The sequence below is a fragment of the Micromonospora sp. WMMD967 genome (genome assembly GCF_029626165.1).
Classification (GTDB): Bacteria; Actinomycetota; Actinomycetes; order Mycobacteriales; family Micromonosporaceae; genus Micromonospora; species Micromonospora taraxaci.
Map to the genome: position 1 here is coordinate 5,446,889 of NZ_JARUBK010000001.1, position 21,046 is coordinate 5,467,934.

The window sequence follows — 21,046 nt, forward strand, 5'->3', positions numbered from 1 at the left end:
CGCGGATACCCCGACATCGGCAAACCGAGGAACGGCCAGCGTTACTTCATGTTGGCCACCACGAACGGCGCGTGGCCGTGCAGGTAGTTGTTCCACCCGCCGGTCACCGGCGCGCCCGGGCTGAGCAGGTTGGTGGTGTCGGTGCCGACGTCGAGCTTCCAGGCGGTCCAGGAGATGCCGTTCGCCTTCATCCAGTCGATCCAGGACTGCGCCTCGGGTAGGCAGGACCGACCGTCGAGGCCGCCGTCGGCGTTGCTGGCGCCCCACTCGGTGACGAAGAGAGCCAGCCCGGCGCGGATCGCCGCGTCACCCTTGGCGCGCAGCGCCGAGCCGTGCGTGCACGAGTAGAAGTGCAGCGTGTACATGAGGTTGGTGCCGGAGACCGGGCTGGCCGCCGCCACGTCCACGTCCTGCGACCACGTGGGGGTGCCGAGCACCACGATGTTGTCCGGGTCGGCGGCGCGGATCGCGGAGACCACCGCCTGGTGGTACGGCTTGATGACGTTGGTCCAGCTCACCTGCAACGGTTCGTTGTAGGGCTCCCAGATCACGTTGGCCAGGTGACCGTAGCGGCGGGCCAGGTCGCCGAAGAACGCCACCGCCTGGGACTGGTTGTTCTGCGCCTCGTGGGCGTGCCAGTCGACGATCACGTACACCCCGGCGGTCACCGCGTTGTTGATGATGGTCTCCACCTGCGTACGGGCCTTGTTCGGGTCACTGAGGTACGCGCCCGCCGGCTCGACACCCATGGCCGCGCGGATCACCTGGAGGTTCCAGTTGTCCCGCATCCAGCGCAGCGCGGAGAGGTTCTCGGCGTACGGGGCGGTCTCCCAGTTGAGCCACATGCTGCTGACGCCGCGCAGTTGCACCCGCGTGCCGGACCTGTCGCACATGGTGGTGCCGCAGACCCGCAGTTGCCCGTGCCGCTCCACAGGTGTGCCAGTGGCCGGCGGCGGCGTGGTCGGCGGCGGCGTGGTGGGAGGCGGGGTGGTCGGGGGTGTGCCGCCGGCGCAGGAGGCACCGTTGACCGTGCAGTTCAGCGGCGTGCCGGTGCCGTTGACGAGGAACCCGAACGACGTCGACGCGCCGGCGGCGAGGGTGCCGTTCCAGGACACGTTGGTGAAGGTGTAGCGGCTGCCGGAGGTCGTCTGCTGCGCGTTCCACGACTGGCTGACGCTCGATGACGACGGCAGGTCGAACTCGACCCGCCAACCGGTGATCTGCGTGGACGTGTCGTTCGTGACGGTGACCTGACCCTGGTAACCATTGCCCCAGCTGTTCGTCACGGAGAACACGGCGGTCGCCGCGCTGGCCGGAGTGGCGGCGACCAGGGCCGCCCCGCCGGCCAGCAGGCCGGCGACGGCCAGGGTCGTGACAAGTCTCAGTGTGCGCATGCGGAACCCGCTTCGGATCGACGGTGGTGGTCTGAGGCGGGGCGGCGCCTTCGCGCACAATATCGACCAGTGCCTATGCAGGCAAGATGCCGAGCGCTGCGCCCGACGGTCGGGTGACGCCCATCGGCTTAGTGCAGAGCACGTCCGGCTGGGGCAGGTAGCCCAGCGCCTGCCAGAACCGCAGCGCGCTCGTGTCCTCCGGCAGGACCAGCAGGTTCACCCGTGGGCAGTCCAGCGCCGCGAACCGCTTCTCCAACTCGGCGACCAGCAGGCTGGCGAGACCACGTCGCCGGTGCTCCGGGGCCACGGCCAGCCGCAGGATCGTCCCGCGCCGGCCGTCGTACGTGCCGAGCACGACCCCGGCGAGCGTCTGGTCGACCTCGGCGACCAGGAACAACTGCGGATCCCGCGTCAGCTTGGCGGTCAACTCGGCGCGGGACAGCACGTCCCGTCCGGTAGCGGTCCACAGTGCCACGACACTGTCGTAGTCCGGCCAGGCGAACTCGCGAATGTGAGTCATGGCGGCTCTCCCACGTCGGTCAACGGTCTGCGGGTCGTGACGCTACGTGCCGTCCCATCACGCGTGCCGCCCGGCGTAGCGTGGGGCGCATGCGAACCACCACGCTGGGCAGCGCAGGTCCCGAGGTCGGCGTCATCGGCCTCGGGTGCATGGGCATGAGCCACGCCTACGACGTCACCGGGCCCCGCGACGACGACACCTCGATCTCGGTCATCCGCCAGGCCCTCGACCTGGGCGCGACGCTGATCGACACGTCGGACGTGTACGGGCCGTACACCAACGAGGAGCTGGTCGGGCGGGCGCTGGCCGGCGGCCACCGGGATCGGGCCGTCCTGGCGACGAAGGTCGGTCTGGTCGCGACCTCCCCCACCGACGGCAACCTGCCGACGATCGGCAGGAACGGCCGCCCGGAGCACATCCGCGCGGCCATCGACGCGAGCCTGCGCCGGCTCGGCACCGACCACGTCGACCTCTACCAACTGCACCGAGTCGACCCGGACGTGCCCGTCGAGGAGTCCTGGGGTGCGATGGCGGAGGTGGTGGCGGCGGGCAAGGCCCGGCAGATCGGGCTGTCCGAGGTGACCGTCGACCAGATCGCGCGGGCCCAGGCGGTGCACCCGGTGGCGTCGGTGCAGTCCGAGCTGTCGCTGTGGACCCGCGACCCGCTGGCCGAGGTGCTGCCGTACTGCGCCGAGCAGGGCATCGCCTTCCTGCCGTTCTCCCCACTCGGTCGCGGCTTCCTCGCCGGGCGGTTCACGTCCTTCGACGACCTGCCCGCCGACGACTTCCGCCGTGGCCTGCCGCGTTTCCAGCAGGACGCGCTACGCGCGAACCTCGCCATCGTCGCCCGGGTCCGGGAGATCGCCGACCGGGTCGGCGTCACCCCCGCGCAGGTCGCGCTCGCGTGGGTCGTCGCCCAGGGTGACCAGGTGATCCCGATCCCCGGCACCAAGACCCCGGCGTACCTGGCGGACAACTGCGCCGCCGGCGACGTACGGCTCGGCAGCGAGGACCTGGCCGACCTGGACGCGCTACCCGCACCCGAGGGTGGCCGCTACTGAGGCTCCGGCGGCCCGCCACCACGCGGCCGGGCCGCCACCGGCGGGCCGGCCGCACTCAGCCGGGCCGCCGTAACGCCACCGGCGGGCCGAACACGACCTCGACACCGGGCGAGTAGAGCACGCTGACCGGCGGCCCTACCGGCGCCGGCAGCCCGGCGGCGGCGACCAACTCGTCGTCGAGGTGCAGCACCTCGGCCCGGTGCAGTGGCCAGCGCGGATGCCAGTTCGGGAGGTACAGCGTGCGCCCGTGCGCCCGGGTGTGCAACCCCCAGCGAGCGGTGACGAAGTGGTCGAGCGGGGTCGGGTCGACGATCCGCTCCCCCACCCGCACCACCATCCGGCTCGTCGCGCCCGCCGGCCCGGGCCAGCGCCGTCGGCAGCGGTAGGTCAGTCGGTCGCCGTCGCGAGCCAACCGCATCGACGACCAGAGGTACGGCAGTCGCAACGTCGCCCGCGCCACCAGCACCGGCACCAGGCGGGACGCGTCGAGCGACCGGAACACCACCGCTCGCCGGCCGGCGTCGTCGACCGAGTAGAGCCGGACGTTGGTCTCCCAGAACGTGCCGAAGTACGGCACACCGGGACCGCGGCCGAAGCCCAGCCCGACCATCCGGAAGCCGATCAGGCCCACGTAACTGGCGCCGTCGAAGGTGTCCGGGCGAGTGCCGACGGGCAGCAGCGGCGCGACGACCTCCGGGTCGACGGCCCAGTGCAGGAAGGTGAGATCCTCCCAGCGCTGGCGCAGGACGGCCCAGGGAAACGACTGTCGGGGTTCGTGGTCGACGGGTTCGATGTCCACGCTCCCATCCTGGCTCAGGCGTGCGGGCCGACACGCACCGTGCCGATGGTCAACGTGGGGCTGCCCTCCAAAATGTCGCCGAGCCGTTCGACCTCCCCGTCCAGCTCCTGCCGCCGCCCGGCGTCGAGGGGCCGCAGCGGCTCCACGGTGACGTGGATCGCGCGGCCCGAGCGGCGTTGGTGCCACACCCCGGCGACCACCCCGTCCACCAGCAGCACCGGATAGTTACCGGCCTGCCCACGGGCGAGCGCCCGCTCGGCGGCCGCGCCGGGGAAGAGCCGCTCGCGGGGGTGGCAGCCGACCGCGTACGCGTCGAAGTAGGGCAGCAGCCGCAACCCGGACGGGCGGTCGTCGGGGAACTCGCTGTCGTCGGCGGCCACCCATGCCCGGGCCCCCTCCACCGACACCTCGGTCAGGTCGAGCGAGTCGAACAGCCACGTCGCCCATGCCGGGGGCACCCCCATCCACCGGGCGAACTGCGCCGGAGTGGCCGGACCGTACGCGTACAGGTAGCTGCGGACGAGGGCGGCCAGGGCGGCGCGCCCGGCCATCGGCGCGAAGTCGGGCAGCCACCGGGTCGGGCTGGTGTACGTGGAGGCCCGGCCACGATTCGCGCCGAAGCAGACCACCCCGGCCCGGGTGGCGGCGGCCATCGCGGCGAACCACCGGGGCCACCTGTCCTGGAACGCCTCCATGACCAGGTCACCCGCCCACGGGCCGGTACGGGCGACGATCTCCTCGGTCAACTCGGCGGTGGTCAGGTCGGCGTCGGCAACCGCTTCGGCGATGGCCGCGAGAACCTGCTCGGTCTGCCGGGGCGTCAGCAGGGCCACGCTCCGCTCCGGCGACGGAGCCGGCAACGCGCTCAGCGCGCCGATCCACATCGGCAGGTCGGCGGCGGCGAGCAGGTGCACGGTGCCGCGCGGTCCACGGGTCTTGACCAGCGTGCGGTCGCTCCACAGTGCCCGGCGCACCAGGGCGCGGGTCGCGCCCGGCACCCGCAACCCGATGGACAGCTCGGCGGCCGACGCGATCTGGGCGTGCGCGCCGCACATCGCCGACACGACGTCGGCCACGCGTCCGGCGTCCGGTGCCGCGCCCGCCACCGGCGTGTCGAGCCGGTGCCGGCGGAGACGCCGGGCGGACACCTGCGCCCAACTCAGCCCGGTCATCGCGGGGCTCCGCTGAGGTCGCTCGGGCACGTTCGCCTGACGCCGGCAGCACAGGTCCTCATGCGGCTCACGCTACGACCGACGTCTGTCACTTTCCGCGCCCCTGGCCGGTTCGGTGGGCCGGCCGGCTGATCGACCAGGGTGCACGCGCGCCCACCGCCCGGCGGCTGCGCCGGTCACCCGCCGTAGGCTTGGTGTCGAAGGTGGCATCGAGTTTCACCCCGAAACGCCTTGAACAGGACGTTCCAGGGGTTACGGGAGGACAGTCGCGTGACTCACGGTGACGTAGAGCTGGTGGCGCTGGCGCAGGCGGGAGACGCGGCGGCGCTCGGCGCGCTGCTGGCCCGTCACGAGGCCGGGATGCGGGCCGTCGCGGTGAGCATCCTCGGTTACGGCCCGGACGCGGAGGACGCGGTGCAGGACGCCATGCTGATGGCGTTGCGTCGCATCGGTGAGCTGCGCGACCCGTCCGCCGTCGGCCCGTGGCTGCGTGCCATCGTCCGCAACAACAGCCGGACGACGGTGCGCGGGGCCAGAGCCGTGCCGGTGGCCGAACCGGAGTGGTTCGCTCGCCCCGCCGACACACCCACCCCGGAGGAGGCTCTGGACCGGGGCGCGATGCGCGACTGGGTGTGGCACGCCATAGGGCAGTTGTCCGAGCCGGACCGGTTGGTCACCCTGCTGCGGTACTTCAGCGACGCGTCGTCGTACGACCAGATCGCCGCCGTCTGCGGTATTCCGGTCGGCACCGTCCGCAGCCGCCTCAGCCACGCCCGCCGGGCACTGTCGAACGGCCTCCGGACGGCGGCGAGCGCGGCACACGCCGACGTCACCGCGGCCAGCGAGTCACGGTGGCGGGAGGGGCGCGACGTGATCGCCACCGCGATGGACGGCGACTTCGACCGGGTGGTCCGTGACAGTTGGTGGCCGGATGCCGAGCTGGTCGTTCCGGGCAGCCTGCGCGTCGGTCGTGACCTGGCCGTCGAGGGCATGAACTGCGACCTGACTGCCGGGGTACGCCAACGGCTGCGCAACGTGGTGTCCAGCGGCGACGTGCTGCTCTGGGAGACCGACCTGATCAGCCCACCGGACGACCCGGAGCACTGCCCTCCGTCGGCGCTGTGGCTGCAGGTGCTGCGCGAGGGGCGGGTGCGCCAGCTCACCCTCTTCCACCCCGTCCCGGCGCGGGGGATCCGTCAGCCGACGCTGCTCTGAGAAAACTTTCCCGATCGAGCGAACTTTCCCGTCGCACCACGCATCTGGTGGTGCGTCCTACATCAGTGCCGTGCCGGCGGACGCCGCACGGGTCTCGAATCGGGAGATAGCTCATGGGTTCCACCAGCCACGACGTCGGCAACCTCGCACCAGGTGCCCACTCGTTCACCGTCGACGGCGTCCGGCAGGTCTACCACGTCGCCGGCACCGGCCCGGTCTGCGTGGCGCACTCCGGCGGCCCCGGCATCGACTGGGCCTACCTGCGGACGCCCAGCCTCGAAGAGCACTTCACGATGGTGTACGTCGAACCGGTGGGCACCGGCTCGTCGGGACGACTCGACAACCCCGCCGACTACCGTCTCGCCACGTATGTCCGGTTCCTTGACGCGGTCGTCGAGCACCTCGGCGTACCCCGGGTGTATCTCCTCGGGCACTCGCACGGCGGTTTCGTCGCCCAGCGCTACGCCCTCGACCACCCGGACCGGATCGCGGGTCTCGCCCTGTACGACACCTCGCCCGTGACCGGCGCCGAGTTCTGGGCCGAGGCGATGGCCGGTCTGGCCGCGTACCCGCAGCGGCACCCGGACCGGCCGGAGGCGGCGGCGGTCCCGGCCGCTTTCGCGCAGATCGGCGGCGCGACCGACGACGAGTCGTTGAGCGCGGCCCTGCGCGCCGCCGTGCCGGTGTACTTCGCCGACTTCTGGGGTCGACAGGACGAATTCGCCCCGTTCCAGGCCGCGGTGCGAATTTCGGCGGCACCGGCGGGCGCGCAGGACCCCACGCCCTTCGACGTGCGGGACAACCTCGGGGAGATCACCGTGCCCGTCGTGGTGATCGTCGGGGAGTACGACTTCATCTGCGGTCCGCGGTGGGCCGAGCAGTTGCACGCGGGCCTCAAGGACTCGCGGCTGGTCCGGCTGGAGCGCAGCGGGCACTTCGCGCACGTCGAGCAGCCGGTGGAGTTCACCGAGGCCGTGGTGGAGCTGCTGAAGCGTTGACCCAGCGGCTCAACGCCCGCACTCGGCGCGCGCGAGGTCGGTTCGTCACAGCGGGCAGGCCTCGGGGCGCCGGCGCGTTGCACGGTCATAGGCTGACCGCCTGCTGAACCCTGACGAGGAGGAGACCGCCGTGAGCCAGACCGAACGGATGGATTCCGTGGACGAGTGGAACGTTGCCGAGGACGACGGGGTCCTGGACGCCTCCGACACGCTTGACGACGACCGGGTCGGCGACCCTCTCGACACCGGCATCGTCGCTGCGGACCACTGGACGGCGGCGAACCGGTTCGGCACGACGCCGGCCGAGGAGCGGGCGGGTGAGTCCCTGGCGCAGCACCTCGCCCAGGAGGTGCCGGACGTCGACCCGTACGCCGAGGACGGTGACGACGAGGACGAACTAACCCGTCGGGGGTACGAGGCCGAGGCTCGCGCCGGCCGGCTCGTCGAGTACGACGAGGGTGTCCGCGAGGACGACGAGGCCGAGTCGGTGGCGTGGGACGCCGGGATCGACGCGGGCGCCGCCAGCGCCGAGGAAGCCGCGATCCACGTGATCGAGGACCCGGACGGGCCCGGCGACGGGCCGCTGCGCTGACGACCGCCCGACAACGCCGCGCCCACCATCGGTGGATGGTGGGCGCGGCGGGCCGGTCGCTCAGTGGATGGGGACGGGTGTCCTGACCTGCTCGCCCTGCGGGTCGTCGAGCTGCGCCGGCTGACGTCGGCGCGGCAACAGCGCGGCCGGGATGAACGTGAGCACGACCAGCGCGAACGCGACCCAGAACGTGGTCGCGAACGACTTGGCGGCGAAGTCGAGCCCGCGCTCGATGAGTGACGGGTCCACCGGCATCTGCTGAAGCAGCTCCGGCCGCTGCTGGGACGCGATAGCCAACCCGGCCTCGGTGACCGGCTTGCCGCTCTCGTCCACCAGACCAGGGATCGGCCGGGAACCGTTCAGCTCGTTGGTGAGGATCACCGACATCACGGCGGCGCCGACCGACCCGCCGATCTGCTGGAGGATGTTGACGAGCGTCGAGCCGCGCGCCACCTCCTGTGCCTGCAACGTCCGCAACGCCGACGTCATGATCGGCATCATCGTGCCGCCCATGCCCAGACCCATCACGAACAGCGACCCGCCGAGCACCCAGTACCGGGTATCGGCGTCGACCTGGGTGAAGCCGAAGAACCCGACGACGATGAGCCCCAACGCGAACGGGACGGTGCGCCCGATCGGCACCCGGTCGGCCAGCGTGCCGGCGATCGGCATGGTGATCATCGCGCCGATGCCCTGCGGGGCCATCAGCAGGCCGGCCGCCAGCGTCGACTCACCGCGCACCTGAAGGAAGTAGCTCGGGAAGAGCAGCCCGGCGCCCATGAACGCGATGATGAACACGAACATCGTCACCGACGCGATGGTCAGGCTGCGGTTGCGGAACAGCCGCAGGTCGAGCAGCGGGTGCCGGGGCTTGAACGAGTAGAGCACGAAGGCCACCACCAGCGCGCCGCCGACCAGCATCGGGGCCCAGACCTTGGCCTCGGCGAAGGTACCGGTCTCCGGCAGGGACGACACGCCGTAGAGGAACAGGGCGAGGCCCGGCGAGAGCATGAGCATGCCGACGAAGTCGAACGACTCCGACGGTTCGGGGGCGTCCTTCGGGAGCGCCAGCTGCGCGTAGATCAGCCCGACGACACCGATCGGCAGGTTGATCAGGAAGATCCAGTGCCAGCTCGCGGTGTCGATCAGCCAGCCACCGAGGATCGGGCCGCCGATCGGGCCGAGCAGCATCGGGATGCCGAGGACGGCCATCAGCCGGCCGATCCGGTGCGGGCCGGCCGCCCGGGTCATGATGGTCATGCCCAGCGGCATGAGCATGCCGCCGCCGAGGCCCTGCAGGACCCGGTAGCCGATCAGCTCGCCGATCGTGTCGGCGGTGGCGCACAGGCCCGACCCGATCGTGAACAGCGCCAACGCCACCATGTAGAGGCGCTTGGTGCCGAAGCGGTCCGCCGCCCACCCGCTGAGCGGGATCACGGTGGCCAGGGCGAGGGTGTACGCGGTCATGGTCCAGGCGACGCGGGCGTAGGACGCGTCGAACTCGCTCTGGAATGTGGGCAGCGCCACGCTGACCACCGTCACGTCGAGGATCGACATGATCGCACCAAGGACGACGACACCCGCCACCTTGAGCACCGCGGCGTCGAGTTTGTCCGATGTCGCGACGGATTGCTGTGTCACAAACTCTCCTGAAGTCGATTGAGCCGGCCAGTGGTGGGCGGTGGCGGCGATGCCGCGCCGACCAGGCGCGGGGCGCGTCGTACCAGGACGACGACGCGCGGAGGAAGACTAACCGGAGGATGTGACGATTGGCCGCCGGTTTTCGTGACCGCCGGGCCTCGCGTCCGAACGGCCGTCGGATTGGGACCGGACGGTCGGCCCCAGCCAGGGATCACGAAACCCTGGACAAAGCGCACCTGGTTGGGGTTCCGGACCGGTGCGACGGTCGGTGCATGACACCTTCCACCTACACCGTCACCGGCCACTGGATCGGTGGCGAGACCGTCGCCGGCACGGCCGGCACCCTTCCCGTCGTGAACCCGGCGACCGGCGAGGTCGTCGCCGAGACCCCGGCCGGCACCGCCGCCGACGTCGATCGAGCCGTCGCCGCGGCCCGGGCGGCCTTCCCCACCTGGGCGGCGACCACGCCGCAGCACCGGGCGGACGTGCTGCGTCGCCTCGGCGCCGGCCTCGGCGCCCGACAGGAGGAGATCGCCGAGGCGATCACCGCCGAGATGGGCTCGCCGATCGCCATGTCCCGCACCGCCCAGGTCGCCTTCCCGGCCGCGGTGGTCGAATCCGTCGCCGGTCTGGCCGACGACTTCACCTGGACCGAGGAGGTCGGCAACTCGCTGATCGTCCGCGAGCCGATCGGCGTCGTCGGCGCGATCACCCCCTGGAACTTCCCGTTGCAGCAGATCGTCTCCAAGCTGGCGCCGGCACTGCTCGCCGGCGACACGATGGTCTTCAAGCCCTCCGAGAACGCCCCGCTGACCGCGCGGATCCTCGCCGAGGTGGCCGCCGAGGCGGGCGTGCCGGCGGGCGTGTTCAACGTGGTGTACGGCACCGGGGCGGTCGTCGGCGAGGCGATCTCCGCGCACCCGGACATCGACATGGTCTCCTTCACCGGCTCCACCCGGGCCGGAAAGCGCATCGGCGCGGTGGCCGCGGAGACCGTCAAGCGGGTCGCGCTGGAACTGGGCGGCAAGGGCGCGAACATCATCCTGGACGACGCGGACCTGCCCGAGGCGGTCAACCGCGGGCTGATGATGGCGTTCTCCAACGGCGGCCAGGTGTGCGGCGCGTGGCCGCGGATGCTGGTGCCGGCCTCCCGGCAGGACGAGGTGGTCGCGCTGGCCGTCGAGGCGGCGAAGCAGTACACCGTCGGCGACCCGACCGACGAGGCCACCCGGATCGGCCCGATGGCGTCCGAGGCCCACCGGGAGAAGGTCGTCGGGTACATCGAGCGGGGCATCGCCGACGGCGCGCGGCTCGTGGTCGGCGGCCCGGACCGGCCGGAGGGTCTGCCGACCGGCGCGTACGTCCAGCCGACGATCTTCGCCGACGTCGACCCGACATCACCCATCGCCCAGGAGGAGATCTTCGGCCCGGTGCTGACGATCATCCCGTACGCCGACGAGGACGAGGCCGTGGCGATCGCCAACAGCACGCCGTACGGCCTGACCAGCGGTGTCTTCGGCGAGCCGGAGCACGCTCTGGCGGTCGCCCGGCGGCTGCGCGTGGGGCAGGTCGACGTGAACGCCGGCCACTGGAACCCCCTCGCCCCCTTCGGCGGCTACAAGCAGTCCGGCAACGGTCGGGAGTTCGGCCGCTTCGGCCTGGAGGAGTTCCTGGAGACCAAGTCCATCCAACGCTGACCGCGCCTCCCGCCCCCGCCCCCGCCCCTAGCCCAGTCGATCATGGAGTTGTGGTGCCTGACTAGCACTCATTTCAGACACTTTGTCGACCACCACAACTCCATGATCGACAGGGCTAGGGGCGGGGTGGGCTAGGGGCGAGGTGGGCTAGGGAGGCGGGGGTGGGTGGCGGCGGGGCGGTTCTGGAACACCGTTACCTGGTTTGACTGTTGCACTCGACGTGCCGGCCACCGTCGGCGACCACCGAACGGAGACACCGTGGACCGCGCCCAACTCGCGAGTTTCCTGCGCAGCCGCCGCGAGGCGCTGCAACCCGAGGACGTCGGTCTGCCCCGGGGTCGCCGCCGGCGCACCGGTGGGCTGCGACGCGAGGAAGTGGCCGCGTTGAGTGGTATGTCCACCGACTACTACAGCCGGATGGAACAGCAGCGCGGGCCGCACCCCTCGGAGCAGATGCTCGCCGCGCTGGCCCGTGGCCTGCGGCTGTCGCTGGCCGAACGGGACCACCTGTTCCGGTTGGCCGGGCACGCCGTTCCGCACCGCGCCGTACGGGCCGACCACGTCAACCCGGGCATGATGCGGATCCTCGACCGGATGCACGACACCCCGGCCCAGGTGGTGAACCACCTCGGCGAGACCCTGGCGCAGACCGCCCCGGCCGTCGCCCTGCTCGGTGACGAGACCCGGTACACCGGGCTGGCCCGCAGCGCCCACCACCGTTGGTTCACCGACCCGGCGGTCCGGGAGCTGCACCCGGTCGAGGACCACCACACGCAGAGCCGCCTGCTCGTGGGGCACCTGCACGCGTCGTACACCCGGGATGGGCGCGGCTCGCGGGCCGCGACGCTCGTCGACGACCTGCTGGCCAGGAGCCCGGAGTTCGCGCAGCTGTGGCGCGAGCATCCGGTGCCGGCCGGCTACTGCCCGGCGAAGAACTTCCTGCACCCGGAGGTCGGTGCGCTGGAGTTGCACTGCCAGACGCTCGTCGACCCGGACCAGTCCCAGACGCTACTGGTCTTCACCGCCGTTCCCGGCTCGTCGAGCGACGAGAAGCTGCGGCTGCTCTCCGTCATCGGCGCCCAGCGGGTCTGAAGGGCCCAGCGGGTCTGATCCCGGGAGGCGAGCCGAGGTAGCGGGCCGGGCTGACGCCCAGGTACCGCCGGAAGTGGCGGTTGAGGTGCGCCTGGTCGAAGAAGCCGGCCGCGACCGCGACCTCGGCGGGCCGCTGCCCGGCGAGGAGCAGCCGACGGGCCACCTCGACGCGACGACCGGTCAGGTACGAGTGCGGCGGCACCCCGTGCACCGTGGTGAACGTCCGGACCAGGTGGGTCGGGTGGGCGTGCAGCAGCGCGGCGGCCTCCCGCAGGGTGACGCCCTCGATGGTCCGGGCGTCGAGTAGCTCCCGTAGGCGGACCGCGAGACCACGGGTCGCCGGTACGACGCTGACCGGGGTTCGTCGGCGAAGCTGCGCGTGCAGCCGGTCCAGGATCAGCGCGAGTCGACCCTCGGCCTCGAACTCGTCTCCGGGCGCGGCGAGCGCCCGGTGCAGGAGGTGGATCCGGTCGCGCAACTGCGGGTCGACGATGCCCGGCTGGTCGACCGCCCGGCCGGTCAGCTCCGCGTCGAGAGCCGAGGTGTCGAGGTAGAGAACCCGCTTGCGGAAGCCGTCGGCGGTGGCGGCGCGACCGTCGTGCGGCACGTGCGGGGGCAGGAGGGTGACCGAGGTACGCAGTGCGCCGTGCCGGTGCCGGTGCAGGTCGTAGTGGACCGCGCCGTCGTCGACGATCAGCAGCGTCCAGACGTCGTGGATGTGCCGGGGGTAGGCGTGGTCCACGAAATGGGCGTGGAAGACCTCGGCGACACCGGCTACCGCGGGTCGCCAGGCGCTGACGTGCGAGCCCGCCGGGCGGGTGGCCACGCTAAGAACGTACAAGACCGGTCGGCGGTACGCGGGCAGGCTCGACGCCATGAGCGAACCCATCCGATTTCCCACCAAGATCGCCGTGCTGCTCCGTGACGACCTGGTGAGCTGGCAGCGCCTGAACGTCACAGCGTTCCTGGTCAGCGGGATCGCCAACGCCGTACCGGAGCTGCTGGGCGAGGAGTACCGGGACGCGGACGGCACCCGGTATCTGCCGATGTTCGGCCAGCCGGTGCTGGTCTTCGCCGGCGGTCGGGCCACGCTGGTCGCCGCGCACTCGCGCGCGCTCGCCCGTGGGCTGCGTCTGTCCATCTTCACCGCCGAGCTGTTCGCCACCGGCAACGACCGCGACAACCGGGCCGCCGTGCAGGCGGTCGGTCGGGAGAAACTCGACCTGGTGGGCCTGGCGCTGCACGCGCCCCGCGCCGTGGTGGACAAGGTGCTCAAGGGCGCGACCATGCACCCGTGACCCCGGCACGAGATCGTGCACTGGTTGTTCAGCCCACGTTCCGGTCCGGGTTCCACTGTGGTGAGCGGCGGCAGCTTGCATCGGCCCGGCGGCAACAGCCGTCGACTCGATGCTGGAGGCAATGTGCGTACCACTTCCAGAAGGGCCCGGGCCGTCGCGTCCGCCGCTGCGGCGATCTCGCTGCTCGCGGCGGCGCCGGCGCTCGGCGCGCCGGCGCACCCGACCCCGGGGCACCCGGGTGCGGGCGCGAGCTGCGCGCCGGACGCGTCGCTGCTCGGTTTCTCCGACGCTCTCGACAAGACCACCTTCCGGGGCACTCCGGTGGCCGGCCTGTCCGCGTTGTCGTTCGCCCGCCCCGGGCGTGCCCTCGCGCTGGTGGACAACATCGGCACCACTCCGGCCCGCGTCTACGAGTTGGGGCTGGACACCGGGCGGCGCGGCGTGGACGTCGGTGTCCGTGACGTCACAGTGCTCACCCGACCCGACGGCACGGCGTACACCGGGGCCGACTTCGACGGCGAAGGGCTCGTCGCCGAACACGGCGGGGACACCGTCCTGGCCAGCTCGGAGCGGGAGCCGTCGATCCGCCGGTTCCGGCTCTCCGACGGCCGGGAGATCGGCTCGCTGCCGGTGCCGGCCCGCTTCCAGGTCGCCCCGGCTGGCGAGGCGGCCGTCAACCAGACCTTCGAGGCGCTGACCGCCACCGGGGACCACCGGGTGCTCTACGCCGGGATGGAGGGCCCGCTCGCGGCGGACGGCCGCGACGCCGAGGGCCGCGGCCGGCAGCGGATCATCCGGTACGACGGCCGTGCGGCCGGCGCGTACGCCCCGACCGCCCAGTACGCCTACCGGACCGACCCGAACCTCGGTCTGGTCGAGCTGATCGCGCTCGGCGACGACCAGTTGCTCTCGGTGGAGCGGGGCTTCACGACCGGGGTGGGCAACACCGTCCGGGTGTACCGGGTCTCGGCGACCGGCGCGCCCGACGTGTCCACCGTCGCGTCCCTGTCGACGGCGACCGACCCGCGCTCCTGGTTGGGTAAGGAGCTGCTGGTCGACATCGCCGACTGCCCGCCGTCCGGCGCGACCACGAAGCAACCGCAGCCCAACCCGTTGCTGGACAACATCGAGGGCGCCGCGCTCGGCCGTGACCTGCCGGGCGGTCGCCGCGAGCTGTACCTGGTCAGCGACGACAACGGCAGCGCCACCCAGACCACCCGGGTGTACGCGCTGTCGGTGACGCTACGTCCCGAGGTGACGCTGCGGGACCGGGCGCTGCTGTCGGCGACCGCGTACCAGCCGGGGCCGGTCTCCGGCACCCAGCTCGCCACGACCCCGGTCAACGGGATCAGCGCGCCCTTCCCCGGCCAGCCCATTCCCGGCTTCTCCGCGGTGATCCCCGCCCAGCCGGGTGACAGGTCCGGCCGGCGGCTGCTCGCCATGCCGGACAACGGGTTCGGGGCGAAGACCAACTCGGCCGACTTCCTGCTGCGCGCGTACGAGATCGAACCGAACTACCAGCGGCACGGCGTGACGGTCCGGGGGCACATCAGCTTCCGCGACCCCGACCGCAGGCTGCCGTTCCCGATCGTCAACGGCGACACCCCCGAGCGTCTGCTGACCGGCGCGGACTTCGACATCGAGTCGCTGGCCCGCGACGCGCGGGGCGACCTGTGGATCGGTGACGAGTTCGGCCCGTACCTGGTGCGCACCGACCGGACCGGAAAGGTGCTGCAGGCGCCGATCCCGTTGCCGGACGGCACCAGGTCTCCACAGTCGCCGGATCTCGCCCCGGGCGAGACGCCGACCCTTCGCGCGAGCAACGGTTTCGAGGCGATGGCGACCAGCGCGGACGGCTGGACGCTCTACCCGATCCTGGAGGGCGCCCGGGTCAACGATCCGGACCAGCGCCGTCGGGTGGTCTACGAGTTCGACGTGCGGCACAACCGGTACACCCACCGCACCTGGTCGTTCCGGGTGGACGACCCGTCCCTGCTGGTCGGGGACGCGGCGGTGCTCGACGGTCACCGGCTGCTGCTGATCGAGCGGGACAACGGCATGGGCCAGCAGTCGGTGGTCAAGCGTCTGGTCGTGACCGACCTGGACGAGGTGGGCGCGGACGGCTACCTGCCGCGGCGTACTGTGGTCGACCTGATGCGCGTGGCCGACCCGAAGGGTGTCTCCACCCCGGCCCGCCCGGGTGAGTACGGGGTCGGCCCGCTCTTCTCGTTCCCGTTGCAGTCGGTCGAGTCGGTGCTGCCGCTCGGCGGTGACCGGGTGTTGGTGGCCAACGACAACAACTTCCCGGGCAACGACGGTCGCATCCCGGGGCGTCCGGACGACACGGAGCTGATCGTGATCGACGTGCCTGGCGTGCGCTGACACCCCTTTTCCGCCCGACCCCCGGCGCGCTCGCGCCGGGGGTCGGCGCGTTCGCACGGGGAGACCGGCAATGGCGGGACATTGATATCAATCAGCGACGCTGTAATAATTAACACACTTTACAAATGCTGTGGCACCTGGAGGACGACGAGATGACACGACGACTGGCCGTAGCCCTCCCCCGCATCCGCCTGACCTCCGCGCTCGCCGTGGTCGTGCTCGCCGTACCGGCCGCCCTGGCCGTCGGCGCGTCACCCGCGGCAGCCGCCGCGACCGGCGCCATCACCGGGTACGGCGGCAAGTGCGTCGACGTGGCCGCCGCGAACCCGGCCAACGGCACAGCGGTCCAGCTCTACCTCTGCAACGGCTCGACGGCGCAACAGTGGACGGTGGGCGACGACGGCACGATCAGGGCACTGGGCAAGTGCCTGGACATCGCCGCCGCCAGCACCGCCAACGGTGCTCGGGTGCAGATCTACGACTGCAACGGCACCGGGGCGCAGCAGTGGTCCGCGAGCGCCGGGCAGCTGGTCAACCCCACCTCCGGCAAGTGCCTCGACGCGACGGGTAACAGCTCCGCCGACGGCACTGGGCTGCAGATCTGGAGCTGCACCGGCACCGCCAACCAGACCTGGACGCTGCCCACCGGTGGCACCACACCACCGCCGTCGACTGGATTCACCCACCCCGGCGTGCTGGTCAGCCGGGGACAACTCGACTTCGTACGCGGCCGGGTGCAGGCCGGCGCGCAGCCGTGGGCGTCGGCCTACAACCAGATGATGAGCAGCCGGTACGCCTCCCTCTCGCGGACACCGGCACCCCGGGCGGTGGTCGAGTGCGGGTCCTACTCCAACCCCAACAACGGCTGCACCGACGAGCGCGAGGACGCGATCGCCGCGTACACCGACGCCCTCGCCTGGTACCTCACCGGAGACGCCCGGTACGCACAGAAGTCGATCCAGATCATGGACGCGTGGTCGGCCACGATCACGTCGCACACCGGCAGCAACGCCCCGTTGCAGACCGGCTGGGCCGCCTCCGTCTGGCCCCGCGCCGCCGAGATCATCAAGTACACGTACACGAGTTGGCCCAACGCCAACCGGTTCGCCACCATGCTGCGCAACGTCTACCTGCCGGTGGTGCGCAACGGCTCGAACAGCAACGGCAACTGGGAACTGACCATGATGGAGGCGGCCGTCGGCATCGCCGTCTTCCTGGAGGACCGCAGCGCCTACGACGCGGCGGTGACCCGCTTCCTCAACCGCACCCGGGCCTTCGTCTACCTGCCCAGCGACGGCGCGTTGCCGTACACGGTGCCCGGCAGCGGCCTGGACACCAGCTCCGAGATCATCGGCTACTGGCAGGGCCAGTCCACCTTCGTCGCCGGCCTCGCCCAGGAGACCTGCCGCGACTTCGTCCACACCGGGTACGGAATCTCCGCCATCTCGCACGTCGCGGAAACCTCGCGGATCCAGGGGCGGGACCTCTACCCGCAGGTCGGTGAGCGGCTGCGGCACGCGCTCGGCTTCCACTCCCGCTACCAGCTCGGCGAGGCGGCGCCCTCCTGGCTCTGCGGCGGCAGCCTCACCCGGGGCCTCGGCCCGATCACCGAGGTCGGCTTCAACGCGATGAGCACCCGGCTGGGCAACGTCATGACCAACACCCAGACCCTGACGTCTCAACAACGACCGGCCGGCAGCAACAACCTCTTCGTGGCCTGGGAGACGCTGACCCACGCCAACAACCCGAACTGACCGTACGACCACGGGTCGGCGCCGAGACACTCGACGCCGACCCGCGGTCGCGGTCAGCCGTCGGCGCCCAGGGCCGCCACCGGACTGACCCGCGACGCCCGGCGGGCCGGCAGCACCCCGGCCAGCGCGGTCAGGCCGACCAGTGCCGCGAAGAGCCCGACCAGCGGCAGCACCGGCACGGTCAGCGGCGCGTTGACCCCGAGGGTCTGGATCGCCAACCAGCCGTACGGGACGCCGATCAGCAGACCGATGGTGGCTCCGATCACCCCGTAGAGGCCGGACTCGACGGTCAGCATGGTCCGCAGGCCGGTACGGGACAGGCCGATGGCGCGGAGCAGGCCGGACTCGCGGATGCGCTCCACCACTGACAGCGCGGTCGTGGAACCCACGCCGACGACAGCGATCAGCACGGTCAGGCCGACCAGACCGACAGCGATCCAGACCAGGGTGCGCACCAGGGCGTCGGTGCGGTCCCGTTCGTCGGCGAGCACCGCGAGGCCCACCCCGTCGGCTCCCCCGATCGCCTGTCGCAACGCCCGCACGCCGGCGGTGCGGCCGTCCTCGCCGGCAACTGCCGCGTCGGCCAGCAGACCGGTGTACGCGGTCGGCGCGCCGAGCCGGTCGAGGTCGGCCCGGTCGGCCAGGATGCCGGCGTGCAGCGGGCCGTCACCGGGCAGGACCGCTGCCACCCGCACGTCGACGGTGCGCCCGGCGCGGGCGAGCGCGACGCTGTCACCGGCCCGCAGACCGGCGTCCCGGGCCACCCAACTGTTGACCACGATCCGCCCCGGGCCACGATCGGCCAGCGAGCCCTGCGCCACGTCCAGTTCCCCGGTAGTCGGCAACGCCGCCAGATCCAGGTCGTTGGTCGGGTAGCCGGAATCGACGTTGCCGATCTTGTTCGCGCCGCGCAGCAGTGTCACGTCGTCGAGCCGCCGGTACGGCACCACCCGAGCCAGCGCCGCGCGCTCCGCCTCGGCCCGGGTGACGACACCCGCCGGCAGGGTCCCCTCGGTGCTGGTGACCTCGAAGTCGGTCGGCGCGGACAACGCCATCTCGCGGTCGGTGAGCACCTGGAGCGACGCACCGCCGATGACCACCCCGGAGATCAGTGTCACGCCGAGCGCGACCACGACGGAGACCGCTGCCGCCCGACGCGGCGCCCCGCCGATCCCGCCGACCGCCATCCGCCCGAGTGGCCCGAACTGACGCAGCGGCCAACCCACCACGGCCAGCACCGGCCGCACCAGCAGCGGCCCGAGGGCCACCAGCGCGAAGAACGCCGACCCGCCCGACGCGACCAGCAGGAGCAGCGGCAGCGTCGGGTCGTAGGTCGACTGCTCCGGCGTCGGCAGCTGCCTGATCGTCCCCGTGGCGGCCAGCACGGCCCCGGCGGCCAGGAGCAGCCCGGACACCAGGCGCGGCACACCGATGCCATGTCGGCCCGCGGTGGTGCTCGCCGCGCGCAGCGCCTCCAGCGGAGAGACCCGGGCGGCCGAGAACGCCGGTGCCAGGACGGCCAACACGGTGACCACGATGGCGCCGATCACCACCGACACCGCCGTCGTCACCGGCAGGCCGGGCGAGGAGACCGCCATGCCGGACGCGCGCAGGACCGCCGGCAGCGCGTACCCGAGGGCGAGGGCGCCGCCGACCCCGACGACACCGGCGACCAGCCCGGTCAGGGCTCCCTCGGCGGTCAGCGCCCCCACCAGGGTGCCCCGGTTCGCGCCGACCGCCCGCAGCAACGCGAGTTGCCGCATCCGCTGGGCGAAGACGATCCGGAAGGTCGAGGTGACCACCAGCGCCGCCGCGGCGACAGCGATCGAGACGAAGATGCCGACCAGGATGAAGAGCTTTCCGACCTCTTCGGCCTCCGCGTTGGCCTCCGCCTCGCGCACCTCCGCGCCGGTGCTGATCGGTAGGTCGGCGACCGCCGCGGTCAGCCGTTGGCGGACCACCTCCGTCGAGGTGCCGGGGACCACGCGCACGTCGACCCGTTCGACGGCGGTCAGGCGCGCCCAGGAGATCACGGCGCTCTCCGGGGCGTACGCGTCGTAGCCGGCGTCGGCGGCGGTGTCGACCATGCCGGTCACGGTGAGCCGGGTGGGCGTGGTGAGTTCCCCGCCCGTGCCGGTGGTCGTGGTGCCGACCGAGAGCCCGAGCCGTTCGGCGGTGCGCGGGGTGATCGCGATCTCGCCGGGCTGGTCCGGGTAGTGCCCCTCGGTCAGCCGGACCGTGCTCAGCGGGCCGGTGCCCGGGTCGGCCTGCAGGTTGAGGTACCCCTGGCCGATCGCCACCCCGGTCGACACCCGGGCCACCGCCTCGGCCACGCCGGGCACCGCACGGATCGCCGGTACGTCCCGCACCGTGGGTGGCGGCACGTCGGTGCTGCCGATCACCAGGTCGGTGGCGGCCGGGGTGCCGCTGAGGTTGTCCCGCACGGTGCGTTCGGTGATCTGCTGCACCAGCACGGTGCCGAAGACGACGAACGACGCGACGAGGATCGCCAGGCCGGTCAGGATCAGTCGGCCGGGCCGCCGGGCCGCGGCGCTCGTCTGGGTACGCAACACCGTCGCCCTCATGCGCGGGCTGCCAGGTCACGAAGCGCGTCGGTGACCGACACCTGGTCCGGCTTGTCGATCTCCCCGGCGATCCGCCCGTCGGCGAGCAGCACCACCCGGTCGGCGTACGCGGCGGCGATCGGGTCGTGGGTCACCATGACGACGGTCTGACCGAGGTCGCGTACCGAGTCGCGCAGGATGGTGAGCACCTCCGCGCCGGAGCGGGAGTCGAGGTTGCCGGTCGGCTCGTCGGCGAAGACCACCTCGGGCCGCGCCACCAGGGCCCGGGCCAGGGCGACGCGCTGCTGCTGGCCGCCGGACAGCTCACTGGGCCGGTGACCGAGCCGCTGCGCGAGCCCCAACTCGTCGACCAGACGGGCCAACAGGTCGGCGTCGGGCTGACGGCCGCTGAGGTCCAGCGGCAGGGTGATGTTCTGCGCGGCGGTGAGCTGCGGCAGCAGGTTGAAGGACTGGAAGACGAACCCGATCCGCTCCCGTCGTACCCGGGTCAGTGTCCGGTCCGACTGACCGGTCAGCTCGGTTCCGCCGAGCAGGACACGTCCCGAGGTGGCGGTGTCGAGACCGGCGAGACAGTGCATCAGTGTCGACTTGCCGGACCCGGACGAACCCATGATCGCGGTGAACTCGGCGCGGCCGAAGCCGACCGACACGCCGTCCAGGGCACGTACCGCGGTGTCGCCGCTGCCGTACACCTTCACCAGGTCGACCGCGGCGACCGCGGCGTGGCTGGTTCCCGGCGGGGCGTGGGTTGTCATTGTTCCTCCAGTGGCTGTGATGTGACGCCCCGAAAGCCTCGCCGCCGGCGCCGGGTCGGCGCATCCGCCCGGGTCCGGGTATCGCCGGCGC

Annotated in this window: 17 protein-coding genes; 9 read left to right on the forward strand and 8 right to left on the reverse strand. The window is 72.0% G+C overall.

The genetic code is table 11. From position 1 onward, the window contains the following. Positions 1–41: 41 nt before the first annotated feature. Positions 42–1,394 carry a cellulase family glycosylhydrolase gene (locus tag O7631_RS24670; protein WP_278146425.1) on the reverse strand — a complete coding sequence of 451 codons (1,353 nt, stop codon included), beginning with the start codon at positions 1,392–1,394 and terminating at the stop codon, positions 42–44. Positions 1,395–1,467: 73 nt separating this feature from the next. Then, on the reverse strand, positions 1,468–1,914 hold the full coding sequence (locus O7631_RS24675; RefSeq protein ID WP_278146426.1) for a GNAT family N-acetyltransferase: 447 nt from the start codon (positions 1,912–1,914) through the stop codon (positions 1,468–1,470). Positions 1,915–2,003: 89 nt separating this feature from the next. On the opposite strand from O7631_RS24675, the gene O7631_RS24680 reads away from it, so the two are divergent. Then, positions 2,004–2,975, forward strand: a complete 972-nt coding sequence (locus O7631_RS24680; RefSeq protein WP_278146427.1) for an aldo/keto reductase — start codon at positions 2,004–2,006, stop codon at positions 2,973–2,975. 55 nt (positions 2,976–3,030) lie between these two features. On the opposite strand, the gene O7631_RS24685 is transcribed toward O7631_RS24680, so the two are convergent. Next, positions 3,031–3,774 carry a DUF2071 domain-containing protein gene (locus O7631_RS24685; protein WP_278146428.1) on the reverse strand — a complete coding sequence of 248 codons (744 nt, stop codon included), beginning with the start codon at positions 3,772–3,774 and terminating at the stop codon, positions 3,031–3,033. A 14-nt stretch (positions 3,775–3,788) separates the two neighbouring features. Beyond that, the gene (locus O7631_RS24690) at positions 3,789–4,946 is read right to left on the reverse strand and encodes a winged helix DNA-binding domain-containing protein (protein WP_278146429.1); all 1,158 of its coding nucleotides are present in this window, start codon (positions 4,944–4,946) and stop codon (positions 3,789–3,791) included. A 270-nt stretch (positions 4,947–5,216) separates the two neighbouring features. Between O7631_RS24690 and O7631_RS24695 the strand changes: the two genes are divergently transcribed. The 3 genes from O7631_RS24695 to O7631_RS24705 all read left to right on the forward strand — a co-directional run bounded on the left by O7631_RS24695 (position 5,217) and on the right by O7631_RS24705 (position 7,751). Continuing rightward, positions 5,217–6,161, forward strand: coding sequence for a sigma-70 family RNA polymerase sigma factor (locus O7631_RS24695; RefSeq protein WP_278146431.1), 945 nt, complete (start codon positions 5,217–5,219; stop codon positions 6,159–6,161). Positions 6,162–6,274: 113 nt separating this feature from the next. Next, positions 6,275–7,159 (forward strand): alpha/beta hydrolase, encoded by an 885-nt coding sequence (locus O7631_RS24700; protein WP_278146433.1) that lies wholly within the window; start codon positions 6,275–6,277, stop codon positions 7,157–7,159. A 130-nt stretch (positions 7,160–7,289) separates the two neighbouring features. Next, on the forward strand, positions 7,290–7,751 hold the full coding sequence (locus O7631_RS24705; protein ID WP_278146434.1) for a DUF5709 domain-containing protein: 462 nt from the start codon (positions 7,290–7,292) through the stop codon (positions 7,749–7,751). 60 nt (positions 7,752–7,811) lie between these two features. Here the strand turns inward: O7631_RS24705 and O7631_RS24710 are convergent, their stop codons facing one another. Then, complete coding sequence (locus O7631_RS24710) at positions 7,812–9,392, reverse strand: DHA2 family efflux MFS transporter permease subunit (protein ID WP_278146435.1); 1,581 nt, start codon at positions 9,390–9,392, stop codon at positions 7,812–7,814. Positions 9,393–9,664: 272 nt separating this feature from the next. Here O7631_RS24710 and O7631_RS24715 point away from each other — a divergent pair, with 272 nt between their 5' ends. Beyond that, positions 9,665–11,089, forward strand: a complete 1,425-nt coding sequence (locus tag O7631_RS24715; protein ID WP_278146436.1) for an aldehyde dehydrogenase family protein — start codon at positions 9,665–9,667, stop codon at positions 11,087–11,089. A 258-nt stretch (positions 11,090–11,347) separates the two neighbouring features. Further along, positions 11,348–12,181 (forward strand): helix-turn-helix transcriptional regulator, encoded by an 834-nt coding sequence (locus O7631_RS24720; RefSeq protein WP_278146437.1) that lies wholly within the window; start codon positions 11,348–11,350, stop codon positions 12,179–12,181. Here O7631_RS24720 and O7631_RS24725 read toward each other — a convergent pair. Beyond that, positions 12,159–13,007, reverse strand: coding sequence for an AraC family transcriptional regulator (locus O7631_RS24725; RefSeq protein ID WP_278146438.1), 849 nt, complete (start codon positions 13,005–13,007; stop codon positions 12,159–12,161). The two genes, O7631_RS24720 and O7631_RS24725, sit on opposite strands and share 23 nt — an antisense overlap. A 49-nt stretch (positions 13,008–13,056) precedes the next feature. On the opposite strand from O7631_RS24725, the gene O7631_RS24730 reads away from it, so the two are divergent. From O7631_RS24730 to O7631_RS24740, 3 genes are all read left to right on the forward strand, one after another. Then, the gene (locus O7631_RS24730; protein ID WP_278146439.1) at positions 13,057–13,479 is read left to right on the forward strand and encodes a DUF2000 domain-containing protein; all 423 of its coding nucleotides are present in this window, start codon (positions 13,057–13,059) and stop codon (positions 13,477–13,479) included. A gap of 123 nt (positions 13,480–13,602) precedes the next feature. Continuing rightward, on the forward strand, positions 13,603–15,861 hold the full coding sequence (locus O7631_RS24735; protein WP_278146440.1) for an esterase-like activity of phytase family protein: 2,259 nt from the start codon (positions 13,603–13,605) through the stop codon (positions 15,859–15,861). 125 nt (positions 15,862–15,986) lie between these two features. Continuing rightward, positions 15,987–17,615, forward strand: a complete 1,629-nt coding sequence (locus O7631_RS24740) for a ricin-type beta-trefoil lectin domain protein (RefSeq protein WP_278146441.1) — start codon at positions 15,987–15,989, stop codon at positions 17,613–17,615. A gap of 53 nt (positions 17,616–17,668) precedes the next feature. On the opposite strand, the gene O7631_RS24745 is transcribed toward O7631_RS24740, so the two are convergent. Together O7631_RS24745 and O7631_RS24750 are read right to left on the reverse strand one after the other, a co-directional pair. After that, a complete protein-coding gene (locus O7631_RS24745; protein WP_278146442.1) occupies positions 17,669–20,200 on the reverse strand; it encodes an ABC transporter permease in 2,532 nt (843 codons plus the stop codon). Next, complete coding sequence (locus O7631_RS24750) at positions 20,197–20,955, reverse strand: ABC transporter ATP-binding protein (protein ID WP_278146443.1); 759 nt, start codon at positions 20,953–20,955, stop codon at positions 20,197–20,199. Before O7631_RS24750 ends, O7631_RS24745 begins: the two co-directional genes overlap by 4 nt. Positions 20,956–21,046 lie beyond the last annotated feature (91 nt).